Origin of the sequence: Halomonas sp. AOP13-D3-9 (assembly GCF_052379125.1) — a bacterium.
In the GTDB taxonomy this organism is placed as follows: domain Bacteria; phylum Pseudomonadota; class Gammaproteobacteria; order Pseudomonadales; family Halomonadaceae; genus Vreelandella.
The window spans coordinates 85,358-97,508 of sequence record NZ_JBQSYH010000021.1 but is presented as its reverse complement, the minus strand read 5'-3'; the positions used below and the strand labels follow the sequence as shown (position 1 = coordinate 97,508).

Here is a 12,151-nt window from a genome sequence, read left to right as displayed (position 1 = left end):
GCTCATGGTGCGTGTATATCCCCACGAGCGATTGTGATGCAGCAAAAAACGCATCGACCTGTTCAGTTCGAAATAACCGAGCAAACGCGCATCGCTATTATTGACTGGATACAGCTGGCTCAGCTCCGAAACGAAGACTTCTTATTTCCCAGCCGAATCAATAGCGCAAAGCATCTCTCCACACGCCAATATGCCCGTATCGTGAAAGCCTGGGTCACCGAGATAGGTTTAGATGCGTCAATCTATGGCACGCACACGATGCGCCGCACCAAAGCGTCGCTGATATACCGTCGCACGAAAAACTTAAGGGCAGTGCAGCTGCTCCTGGGTCACACGAAGCTGGAAAGCACCGTCAGATATCTAGGCATAGAGGTAGATGACGCGCTGGAAATGGCTGAACAGACAGAAGTTTGATGAGGATAAACGACGACCTATTTCGGGCAGTCGTTGTCCGGCCAAATGCGGACATTGACGGCCCCCGACGGTGCTGCAGCGCAGCTTTCGCCAAAGGGCAAAAAGGCTTCTTGCTCTACTATGAATGGGGCTCTACCAGAGCCTCATCTGAATTGCTTTGCGGCGGCATCCAAAGTGTTGGCGGGATAGGCAAGCGGTAGTGCCTACAGGCCGTCAAGAAAAGTGGAACCAGTCCTCGCTTCATCGCTGTCATTTCAAAAATTGCCCCACACTCCTTGATTGCTAGGTTCAAGGCATCTGCTATCTCCGCATTTCCACGTGCTGGCGACAAGTCAGTCACGCAAATCCCATGGTAGGTATCCCCACGCCAGATTTTTTGGTCTGTCTCCTCATCGGGGAACCACGCCTGATGTGTGCAGTCGGGTATTTTTTGGGAAAGTCGTCTGGAGAATTCTTCAATGAAAACTTGTTCGGCGCAATACTGAAGCCAAGTGAATAGGTAGGGATAAAGGACACTGCCAACACAAGCCTCATCACGGTACTCCTGTTCATTACTCGCAGGATGAGCAAGCAGATCGTTGTAGTCGCGAAAGCACGTCGGGTAGCTGGCATTGGTTAGTAGCGCGAACGATGTATTCTCAGCCATGGCATGAAACCAAGGCATAAATCGCCTCCCTGACGATGTTTGTTGCGCGAGATACATGACCAAGGCTGCCTCGATCATATGATCGTCCTTAAACGGAGACCCCAAAGTCGGATTGTTGTTGATCAGGGCCACCAACATATCCAGCATTTTCTTTGTCTGCTCGTTCAGACTGCGAGCCAACTCGGGGTTCGCCTCCGAGAGAGCTTTCCCGAACAAATCCGTCCAGATTGCACGGGTGGCCGCACGCCCGAGTAAGTCGAACATCGCAAGATTGGCATCGACCGCTTCTCGCGACTTTACCGAAACCGATAGGGCATGAAGCGTCTCGGCATGAGGGTACAGGACCTTGTCAAAATAAATCTCGGACATCATTAAATAGAGCCTGACGTACTGATCCAAAATTTCCGTCAGAGCGACTTGATGTTTGGTGGGCTTCGTCTTGACTGGTTGTTCTCGCATTGCATCCCAGCAGAACAGCAAGCCCAATTCGGATATCCGATAAACAACATCGAGGCTCTTTGCTTCAACGGCCCAAGCGCAAATGGCGTGGAGGCAAATATACGCTTGCCTGAGCCTCAATAGGCGCTCTTTGTCTTTCATTTCCTCTTCGGAGAGAACGATGGCGACAAAACTTCTCGTGTACTCGTAGCAGGCCTCTGGCTCGTTCACCATTGCAAGGGCTTTCTGAAAATTCCTTCGCGCTGCTTCGTCCAGCAACTCCCGAGCCAACAAAGACTTTTCCATAAATCCAGCTAGGCGGTCGCCATTCCATAGCTCAAAGCATACTTCGCTTTTCGCGTTTTTCTGCGTGAAACCAGCCCAGTTGCCCTCAACAGTTTCTTTTAACTCACCCCCCATGCACAAACATATTTTGATCGGTAAACCTTGATGCTCTTTTGCAACTTTCGAACCTATGTAGACATCCAGTATTTCCTGCAACTCTGGACGCACTGACTGTGGCCCTGCATCCCAATCGCTGCGCCCTACGTCTCCTGCCTTGACGCAGAGCAAATAAAGGTACTTCCGATCATCGTCTGGCAACTGACCTACAGCAGAAATATCAACTCCATCTTGGCGCGTCCCGATCATTGGGGTTTTAAGAACCTGCAAGCCCATCGCAGAAAGCAGGTTGGGCAACAACGCTTTGTCAAGGTCACCTCGTTCCTTAAGGGAGGCAAGATATTCTTTGAGTATCAGTTTCATTTTGTTTTTCTCTGCTCGACCCTACAAACCGTGAGAAGCGCATTAAATCCAACCGGATCAACTACAGACAAACGAGGAAATTCATAGCTATAGGAGTGTTCGCTCAGCGGGGTGATGCTTGGAAACTTCTTGCCATCAGCACCCGTGATCATACTGAAGCTTTTGCGACCGTAGAGCATCGTCGCAGTATGAAACAGATCGCCAAGTATAGACATCTTGCGCGCTTGCTTTTGGATATCCGTGTTTCTCTGGTGATCTTTGATCGCCGCGGCCCGTCTCGCTTCATTTGATGGCTCAAGTTCGCTAAGGTCCTGTGCCTTTTCAAGCCCCTCGATGTACGCCTTGTGTCGCGCTATCAGGTCTTGAGCTACCTTAGCCACAATCGGAGAAGCACTAGACGCTTGCTGCTCAAGATATGGTCTAAGCTCACTTGAGTAGCTAAGCAGAAGCGGCTCCCAAAGAAGCCCTTCGATCACCGGAACAGCATCTGAATGTCCATGTTCCACTAGGCTGAGCAGAATTGACGCCGCCGTGATCTCATGCAGCCAAAGAAAGCCGATACATTTTCGGGCTAGAAAGACTTGATCTACCGCTTCTGGAGGTAAGTCTTGCGGCAGGAGAGATAGCGCAGCTCCCTTATCTCCGCCGCTGACCATTTCGGCCAAGAAGCTGCATAAGGAGAAGTCGCCAGAATTAAGCCAGCGCGCGAAAAGGTATGAAGTGTTTGCAGGTTCTTCCCAAACCCATTCGCAAAAGCTATGAAACTGCTTGCTCTTTGCTGGCTGCTCGAAGTGCGGAACCATGGCCTCTATGAACGCAATCACCTCCTTGAATGACCAGCGTTCATCTTTCCAGGTTAGTGCGTTATCTATCCAGTGGCTTGCTGTCTCGAAGCTGGAGGATATGCTTTGTGATCTACTCAATACTGCACTGATAGTTTGCTCTGTGGATGCATTCTTGTGATAGAAAAGCATCGCGCACAGGCGCACCAAGTCGTCATCTGTCGGCTGGGCGAGAAGGGACTTTATCGCTTCGTCTTGCCGATATTTTTCCTTGGTCGCATCATTGTCCCAAATGCGAAAAACGGCCTCAATAGCAGCATTTCGCGCATCATCAGAAGACGGGCTTTGAATTTCCGAAAGGCAAGCATCTATACCAGTTTGGTCGTCCTGTGATGTCATGTTCTTGAGCCTTACTAAGGCGCGAAATCCTATAGATCGGAATTCCGCTCTACTGTCCTCTAAGAAATCTACCAAGTATCCAAAGTCATTGAGACCTTGTAAGGCAAACACACAGGAACGTTGGCAATCCTCTTGGCCGTCTTTTGCGCCTGTTATAATTTTTCTGGCTTGTGAGGGGTGTTTTTCGCACCAACGAACGAATGACACAAACGGAGTGTGAGAAGCCCCATCGTTGCCCGCTCTCTCGACCAGACACTCGGCAAACTGCTGCACAGCGGGATAATCATCGACCACGTGCTCAATAGCGTTAGACAACACGCCGAATATCATCCAAAATTCATTGTGCTCAAGCCGTCGTATGGCCTCAAGGTTGTCGTTCGAGAGCAGTGCGATTTCACCCGAGTTGTGCAGGTCAGCTAAGAAACCGCCTAGATCACGTTTTCTGTCTTTGTATTCGAAGTCGAGAATGATTGGGATAAGGCGTCCGGCGGCATCGCCATCGATAATCAGCTGAGCTAAATCACTTTTTTCTGTCACGCTGCCGGCCTCGTTCAGCAATGCATTCTTTGCACAACCATACCGCGCAGACCAGTCGTTGGAAACTACTGCCTCTCAACAAGGTGCAAGTAATTTTCACACAGACTGTCGCGACTTTTTACCTGCTGCGAACGGCAGCTATCCGCCCTCCACGTCGATGATCCGACATATGCCGCACCCTGCATGACGGTCCGCTTTGGGTCGTTAGCTGCCCTAAGTAAACTACTCCCCTTGGGCTATGAAGCAACGATCTATTTCAGTTCTCAAACAACCATCGTGATGACTCGTATTTAACATGGAAGACCCCCACTGCTCTTGGCCAACCCAAAAATCAGCATGATTTCTATAACATTAGGCCGCAATAGTCCCCGTCGCCAGCGCCTGATCTGTGCCGCCCCATAGGTGGCGGTAGAGGACTTCTTGGGCTCCTTTAGCGTCCCGCTGCAGTGCAAACTTGTAGAGCGCTTGGTGTTCGTCGGCGGCAATGCGACCTCGGTAGGAGAGCGCGATTAGTTGATAGCGTAGATACTTATCGAAAACTGCGTTATGCAGATGCATCAGCGTTTGGGAGCCGCAGGCTGAAATTAAGGCTTGATGGAACTGCCAATCATATTGCTTCCATAGATTAGCATCTTGGCGGTCACCGCTCGCCATTTTCTCTTCCATGGTGGCAAGTTTATGGTAGGTGGCCACTACTCTGGCTTCCCACTCCATGTCGCCAGACGCGAAGGAGTCTTCCAGTGCCTGGTTCTCAACTAAAAGCCGCAATTCAGCCAACTCGCGTACGTTCTGAGCCGATACAGGCGCTACTTCAAAACCGCGCTGGCCTTCCGCGATAACGAAACCTTCAGACGTTAGGCGGTTAAGCACTTCGCGTAATGTGGCTACACTGGCGCCATACTCACCACGCAAGTTGCTTAGCTTTAACTTTTTCCCGGGTTCGAGTTTGCCCGCAATAATATCAGTGCGTATGCGCCGCCAGGCCGTTTCACCGACCGATATCAAGGTTTCTGGCTTAGCCAGCGTTCCATACAGGGAGAGCGGCAATTCCGCTTCCGTGGAGGACAACTGCCCACTCGCTACCGTGTGTGTGACGCAAGCCGAAATATGCTGGTGCAGTATGCCAATGGCTCGCTCAGCATCACGCTCCAAGGCTGCTTCGAGCAGCATGCGGTGCTCTTGCGCCGCTGGCTCGCCACGGAAGATGACGGCAATGATCTGATAACGCTGGTAACGGTCGAAAATAGCGCCATAAGCCTGGAATAGCTCTGACGAACCACAAGCGGAGACCAGTGTGTGGTGAAATTCGCGGTCATAATATTTCCATTCGGCGCTGCGAGTCGTATCGCCTTTCAGCATTAGGCGCTCCATGGACTCAAGCTTATGGTAAGCGCCCACTACACGACCTTCCCATTCCAGATCGCCTTTACGAAAGGCTTCGCGCAGCGCATAGCCTTCGAACAGTTCGCGCAAGGCTGCGAGCTGCTGGAACTCCTTCTGGGTGACGGCGGCCACTTCAAATCCGCGCTGCCCTTCGAAATGAACTAGGCCTTCAGCGGAAAGGCGATACAACGTCTCGCGCAAGGTACTGACACTCGCCGAGTAGCGCTCCTTCAAGGCCTCAAGGCGTAGCCGGGAGCCTGGCATCAATTGACCGCCAATAATATCACTGCGGATAGATCGGTAAGCGCTCTCCCCCGCCGTTTCTTGTTGTTCAGATAGCAAAGCTAGCCTCCTCTTAAATTGAGCATTCTGTCCCTCGCCGAACAGGCTGGCAAGAGCGAGCCAATTACATATGACATTATTGACAATATACTAAGTATTTTATAAAAACAGTTGATCGGTGAAATGTAATATGTGATAACGAAACAGTGCCGCGTGGTAAAGGCAACCTCGCCGCAAACTAATTACAACGACAATATAAAGGAGGCATTCCATGCCCATAAACGCCAAATTCCGCGGCATTCTTACCGCTGGCGCCCTCTTAGTCGCGGTGTCCACCGCAAGCTTTGCCGTTGCGCAAGACAACCCCACTCTGCGATTTTCGGCGGTGTTCTCTGAACAAGACATACGTGCAGAGATGATGCAGCGCTTCGAAGAGGCCGTTGCCGACGACTTCACGATGGAATTCCACTACGGTGGAACCCTCTTCAGTCAGGGCTCCGAACTGGTTGCGCTTCAACGGGGCAACCTGGAGATGAGCAATGTGGCGCCGCAGGATATTGCCAACCAAATCCCAGCCTGGTCGCTTCTTACTTCCGCTTATCTTTTCCGCGATGCCGAACATCTGCTGTCGTTTTTTAGCAGTGATGCGGGCGAAGAAATGAAAGCCATGGCCGAGGAGCAGCTGGGTGTTCACATTTTAGGCCCCACTTTTTTTGGCACCCGCCATGTAGGGCTAGTGGGTGATAAACAAATCGACACACCTGAAAACATGTCAGGGATTCGGTTACGGATGCCACCAGGCGAATCATGGCAGTTCCTAGGCGAGTCCATTGGGGCCAACCCCACCGCAATGGCCTACGCCGAGGTCTATACCGGTCTACAGACCGGCGCCATCGACGGACAGGACAATCCCCTGCCGAATGTCCAAAACATGCGCTTCTACGAAGTCATGGATCAGATTGTGCTGACATCTCACCTTGTAGCCTTTGATCTGCTGATGGTCTCTTCCAGGGTCTGGGATGACATGACGCCAGAGCAGCAGGCAACCTTCCAGACCGCCGCAGATGAAGCGATCGCCTGGAGCACGACTGAACACCAACGCAACGAAGAAGAACTGGCTGATTTCTTCAAGGAAGAAGGACTCAACCTTTACACACCCGATGTAGATGCCTTCCGAGAGTATGCTCAGCAGCTCTATCTTGAGTCGTCAATTTCTGATGCATGGCCTGAAGGCATGCTTGAGCGCATCAACAATCTTTGATGGCGGATGGATCGGCTGCACTGCGGCCGATCCCGTTCCACCCTAGGGGTGTAAAAAATGCGTTATAAGATTTCCCAGCTAGCAACCTGGCTGCGCCGTGGTGCCGAAGCGGTGGCGGCGACCATGCTCGCGGTCATGTTTCTTTCCTTCCTGATCACAGTGTTGTTTCGTTACGTTCTGAACTGGCCTGCCGGTTGGGCCTCGGAACTCAGCTCTATCATGTGGATTTGGCTGGTACTGTTCGGGGCGGCATTTATCCTGCGAGAACGAGACGAAATTCGCTTCGACATCCTTTATAGCAATGTTTCTTCTCCCCTGCGTCGTGCAATGACAGTGATTTTCTGTATTGGCGTCGTGGCGCTTTTTTTAGTTTCACTGCCCGCCGTTTATGACTATGTCACTTTTATGAAAGTGCAGCGTACGTCCTATCTACGTATCCGCTATGACTGGCTGTATTCGATTTACGTAGTCTTCGCCCTGGCCGTCATTATCCGCCACCTATGGATTGGCATTCGCGCTGTATTGGGGCATGACCCAATGACAACCAGCGACGCCGACGACGAAGTAATGAGAGGTTAAGGATGGATCCATTCACGCTTACGCTTCTGGTGATTGTCGGCCTGGCGCTGTTGGGGCTGCCCATTGGGCTATCGATGATTTCTGGTTCCGTTGTCTATCTGTTTATGAACGGCATGGACATGGGACTGGTGGCCGAACGGTTGCTCAACAGCATGCTTACTGGCTATGTCATTCTTGCGGTTCCACTGTTCATTCTCGCTGCAGAGCTGATGAACATGGGCGCCATGACCACCCGCTTGCTGCATTTCTGTAATGCGCTGGTTGGCCGCTTTCGTGGTGGGCTGGCCTACGTAAACATCGTGCAGTCGATCATCTTCTCGGGGATGTCCGGATCCGCCTTCGCCGATGCCGCCGGTACGGGTCGCATCATTGCCAATATGATGACTCAGGATGGACGCTATACCCGCAGCTTTGCTGCTGCCCTTACGGCCAGTGCGGCGGTTATCGGGCCCATTATCCCACCTTCGATCCCGATGGTGCTTTACGCATTGGTTTCCAATACGTCCATTGGCTATCTGTTTCTTGCGGGCATTATTCCCGGCTTGCTGATGGGGCTAATGCTAATGATTGTGGTGATGGTGATAGCACGTCATCGGCAATTCCCAGTGGAGGAGCCCACACCAGTAAGGCAGTTACCGGGCATAACCTTTCGCGCGTTACCAGCATTGTTGCTGCCGGTTGTCTTACTTGGCGGGATTTACAGTGGGGCGATGACACCGACCGAGGCAGCGGCTGTTGCCGCAGCCTATGCTTTTCTCGTCTCGATTCTGCTGTATCGCAGCATTAGTGTGCGTAAGGTTTACGATTCCCTTGTCAGCAGTGCTCGCTCATCCGTCGCTATTGGCATGTTGATCGCAGGGGCGCTGGTGTTCAACTACGTCGTAACGTCCGAGAATATCCCCCAAGTGCTGCGCTTGTTCCTGGCCGATTACGACCTGACGGTACTGCAGTTCCTCTTACTGGTTAATATTGTGCTGTTGCTGTTGGGCTGCCTGCTTGAAGGGACAGCTATCATCTTGATCATTGTTCCTGTGTTTATACCCTCAGCGAATGCCCTGGGAGTGGATATGGTGCACTTTGGCGTCATCGCCGTGGTGAATATCATGATCGGATTAGTGACACCGCCCTACGGGCTACTGATCTTTATCATGCAAAGCATAACGCGCGCGCCTTTACGCAATATCTTCGTTGATCTCATTCCCTTTATTGCCTCGCTCCTTGTGGCGCTGGCGATCATTACGCTGTTCCCTGACTTTGTCCTTTGGTTGCCACGACAGTTCGGTTATACCGGCTGAATAAAAATAAGAGGTAATACCCATGTCTAACACTCTCTATATTCTCAACGGCCCTAATCTAAACCGACTCGGCAGGCGCGAACCGGAGATATACGGGCATACGACGCTCGCGGAAGTAGAGACGATGTGTCGGCATGCCGCTGGCACACGGCCGGTGGTATTTCGCCAGTCCGCTTATGAAGGGCAATTGGTGGAGTGGATTCATGAAGCCATCGATGAACCCGCTGCCGCTATCGTGATTAATCCGGCCGGTTTGACCTTCACCTCCATTCCCATCCTCGATGCACTCAAGATGTTTCCCGGCCCGATTATCGAGCTGCATATTTCCAACATTCACCGGCGCGAGGAAATTTATCATCGCTCGCTCGTGTCACGCATCGCGACAGCAGTGATTGCAGGCTTGGGGCCGACCGGTTATCGAACTGCGGTGGAAGCCGCGCTACAGATAGTAGAAGAGACAGTTGAAGAGGCTGTAGAAGAGGGAAGCTAGTGATCGATGTATCTCATTGAGCGAGGGGCAGTAGCGAACTTATAGCGGTATTCAGTACGGGAGTGACTAAGCTTGCGGCGATATATGACATCACCATGGCTTAGTCATTTTACTAAGGAATAGTCTATATCACGTTTGGAAGGGAACAGCACAAATGTCGTTTTCACTTGAGTTTGGCATAAGCTGGACGGAGAAACAGCCACTTACAGAGATAATTCCACCACAGAATGACATAACTTTTCCACTTCTTGTTGACATAAAGTAAAACAAACGTTCGCCCCGGTAATTAAATGACGTTATTAAAACACATTCAGAGAGTCAGCCCTTTGCCGCAGAAACTGAGTGCACCTTCTGAGCATTTCGTTAAGATGCATGTCCCATATCTTGCGTTGAATTAAGTATTAAAGAGCGCCACAGCGTCTTGCCGTCGACGGCAAAGACACCTGCCACTTGCACCGACCCGGCGGCCATCATGGGTTATAAGGTCATGGCAACGCCAGGTATTGCTATTGATGGCAAGCTTGTGCATAGCGGCGGCGTGCCGGTTCGGCACAAAATTGAGTCGTTGTTGAAGGCTTGAGCTACGCAATAAGAGAAGGAGGCAGTGCGGAGGACGCGTTTCGTCGCTACACCAATAATTAACAATCTTGCCGCCGGTTTTACCCCCACGTCACACTGACCGCTAGCCCATGAGGCTTGCGGTTACTAAGCGTAAGGCGTGCATTTTGGCGCTGAGCCAACTCCGAAACAATCGACAAACCCAATCCGCTGCCGGTAGTGCCCTGACCCGACGCGCGCCTAAAGCGCTCAGTGACTTTATCCAATAATGCCTCGGGGAGCCCGGGGCCAGTGTCTTTCACCGTGAGTTGAGGCAACCCTTCCCAAACCGCTAATTCTACCTCCACTTCACCGCCTTCCGGCGTATAGCGCAAGGCGTTATCCAGTAGGTTACGAAATAGAATCCCCACCTCGACTTCGTCGGCGCAAACCTCCAGCCGGGTTAACCCTGTTAGCCTCAAGTGCTGATCGCGCTCTTCAGCGAGAGGCCACAGCTCGGCTACCAATTCAGCAATAATCGGATAGAGATCGATAGTCGCCGGCGAGATTGTGGCAACTTGATCCAAACGCGCCAAAATAAGCAATTGTTCTACCACCCGCTGAAGCCGCTCCACCCCGACATAAGCCTTTTGTAATGATTGCTCTCCCCCCGCCTGCGCATTATCTAAGTGGATTCTCAGCGCTGCTAAGGGCGTGCGTAACTCATGGGCCGCATCGGCTGTAAAGCGCCTCTCGCGCTCTAACGTTGCTTTTAGCCGGGCGATAAAGTCGTTTAGCGATTGGCGTAATTCATTAAGTTCTTGAGGAACCGGGTTATCGATGTTACGTAGGTCGTGGGCGGAGCGGCCTTGCACCTGGCTGGAAAGCGCTTGGATGGGCGCAATTCCCCGCCGGATAATGCGGCTCATCAGCCAAAGGATGAGTGGCAGCAAAAAGAGCATCGGCAATAAATTGTTCCAGGTGATGCGCTCCACCACTTCATCATGAAACGAACCTCGCAGCCCCATGCGAATCCAGGTATCGCTGGCAACATCGAACATGCTGAACACCCGCCAACGATGACCATCATAGCTTTCCCAGCGAAACCCTTCCTCTAATGGTGGAGGGAAAGGGCCGGCATCATTCCATTTTCCTCCTAACAGCTTAGGTGAGCCATCTGCATTCCAAAAACCCAGTACCAATTTAAGCTCTTCCTCGTGGTAAAGCTTGGGACCTGATTCTGAGCTGCTCACGGGCACTGCTTTACCGTCGCGATATAGCTGTGTCGGATGGCCTGGAAGGCCCATGCGCGACGCCAGGCGAGCATAGTCGTCAATGGTCGCGTTTGGATCGAGTTGGCCAGCCACAATCCGACTATGCAGACTGAGCTGTGTATCGAGAATTTCTTCTAGCTCATGATCCGTAATCAAGTAGGCCGCGGTAACCGCGACGCCCCCGGCGACAACCATTGTAATCGCCAGCGTGCGGAGTAGATAACGCCGTATCGATCTCATTGTGCTTGGCTATCCAGCCGGTAGCCAATCCCGCGCACGTTAATGATCAGGTGCTTCACAAGCTTTTTACGCAGATGATGAATGTGAACTTCCACTGCATTGGACTCTACCTCGTCGCCCCAGCCGTATAGTAAATTTTCTAAACGAGGGCGAGACAGCACTCTGTCGGGGTGCCTGGCTAGCTCTAAGAGTAAGGCATACTCGCGGCGGCCCAACTTTACGTCTTTGCCCCGCCAACTCACCACATGACGCGCCTCATCAATACTTAACACCCCCAGCGTCAATATTTGCGAAGCACGACCCTCAGCGCGTCGCATTACGACACGTAAACGGGCGAGTAACTCCTGCAAATTGAAAGGCTTGAGCACATAGTCATCCGCCCCCGCATCTAAACCGCCAATACGGTCTTCCATCGCATCGCGGGCCGTCAAAATCAGAATAGGCAGAGTGGAGTGCTGACGGAGTAAATGCAGTACCTGCATACCGTCCATATCGGGCAGTCCAAGATCCAAAATAATCACACTGAAGGTTTCACTACTGACAGCGTTGATTGCCTCGCGGCCAAGCATAAACCAATCAACCGTGTACCCCTCGCGTTCCAGCGCCGTTTTTATGCCATCCCCCAGCAAGGGGTCATCTTCTATCAGCAGTGCGCGCATGCTGCTTCCTCAATCGACAAACCGCTATCTTGGCTACCAAAACTTAAGCTTTTCTTAAATGCGGCAACTTATACCACAAAGCATACATATCTGAATTTAACCAGCAATCCAACCACCCTATTTTTGCACATCTCTTACGCAGTTTAACTCTTCTTTAAGTTATTAGGCTC

At 51.7% G+C, this 12,151-nt stretch carries 11 protein-coding genes; 6 read left to right on the top strand and 5 right to left on the bottom strand.

The annotated features are described in order from the left end of the window. Window positions 1–414: tyrosine-type recombinase/integrase (locus ACT3UM_RS20660; RefSeq protein ID WP_498901950.1), on the top strand; the 414-nt coding region annotated here is incomplete at its 5' end. Between the two features lie 118 nt (window positions 415–532). Here the strand turns inward: ACT3UM_RS20660 and ACT3UM_RS20655 are convergent. The 3 genes from ACT3UM_RS20655 to ACT3UM_RS20645 form a co-directional block, all read right to left on the bottom strand. Then, the gene (locus ACT3UM_RS20655; protein ID WP_498901949.1) at window positions 533–2,263 is read right to left on the bottom strand and encodes a hypothetical protein; all 1,731 of its coding nucleotides are present in this window, start codon (window positions 2,261–2,263) and stop codon (window positions 533–535) included. Beyond that, complete coding sequence (locus tag ACT3UM_RS20650) at window positions 2,260–3,981, bottom strand: hypothetical protein (protein WP_498901948.1); 1,722 nt, start codon at window positions 3,979–3,981, stop codon at window positions 2,260–2,262. Before ACT3UM_RS20650 ends, ACT3UM_RS20655 begins: the two co-directional genes overlap by 4 nt. Window positions 3,982–4,332: 351 nt before the next feature. Next, window positions 4,333–5,706, bottom strand: coding sequence for a GntR family transcriptional regulator (locus ACT3UM_RS20645; protein ID WP_498901947.1), 1,374 nt, complete (start codon window positions 5,704–5,706; stop codon window positions 4,333–4,335). A 211-nt stretch (window positions 5,707–5,917) separates the two neighbouring features. Here ACT3UM_RS20645 and dctP point away from each other — a divergent pair, with 211 nt between their 5' ends. The 5 genes from dctP (at window position 5,918) to ACT3UM_RS20620 (ending at window position 9,851) form a co-directional block, all read left to right on the top strand. Continuing rightward, entirely contained in the window at window positions 5,918–6,907 is a 990-nt protein-coding gene (gene dctP / locus ACT3UM_RS20640; RefSeq protein ID WP_498901946.1) for a TRAP transporter substrate-binding protein DctP, read from the top strand. 57 nt (window positions 6,908–6,964) lie between these two features. Next, window positions 6,965–7,486: a TRAP transporter small permease gene (locus ACT3UM_RS20635; protein WP_498901945.1), complete on the top strand. Its 522-nt coding sequence runs from the start codon at window positions 6,965–6,967 to the stop codon at window positions 7,484–7,486. A 2-nt stretch (window positions 7,487–7,488) separates the two neighbouring features. After that, complete coding sequence (locus ACT3UM_RS20630; protein WP_498901944.1) at window positions 7,489–8,781, top strand: TRAP transporter large permease; 1,293 nt, start codon at window positions 7,489–7,491, stop codon at window positions 8,779–8,781. Window positions 8,782–8,803: 22 nt separating this feature from the next. Further along, window positions 8,804–9,271, top strand: coding sequence for a type II 3-dehydroquinate dehydratase (locus ACT3UM_RS20625; protein WP_498901943.1), 468 nt, complete (start codon window positions 8,804–8,806; stop codon window positions 9,269–9,271). Between the two features lie 421 nt (window positions 9,272–9,692). After that, entirely contained in the window at window positions 9,693–9,851 is a 159-nt protein-coding gene (locus tag ACT3UM_RS20620) for a thioredoxin family protein (RefSeq protein ID WP_498901942.1), read from the top strand. Between the two features lie 79 nt (window positions 9,852–9,930). On the opposite strand, the gene ACT3UM_RS20615 is transcribed toward ACT3UM_RS20620, so the two are convergent. Together ACT3UM_RS20615 and ACT3UM_RS20610 are read right to left on the bottom strand one after the other, a co-directional pair. Further along, entirely contained in the window at window positions 9,931–11,322 is a 1,392-nt protein-coding gene (locus ACT3UM_RS20615; protein ID WP_498901941.1) for an ATP-binding protein, read from the bottom strand. Further along, window positions 11,319–11,981, bottom strand: coding sequence for a response regulator (locus ACT3UM_RS20610; protein ID WP_498901940.1), 663 nt, complete (start codon window positions 11,979–11,981; stop codon window positions 11,319–11,321). Before ACT3UM_RS20610 ends, ACT3UM_RS20615 begins: the two co-directional genes overlap by 4 nt. Window positions 11,982–12,151 lie beyond the last annotated feature (170 nt).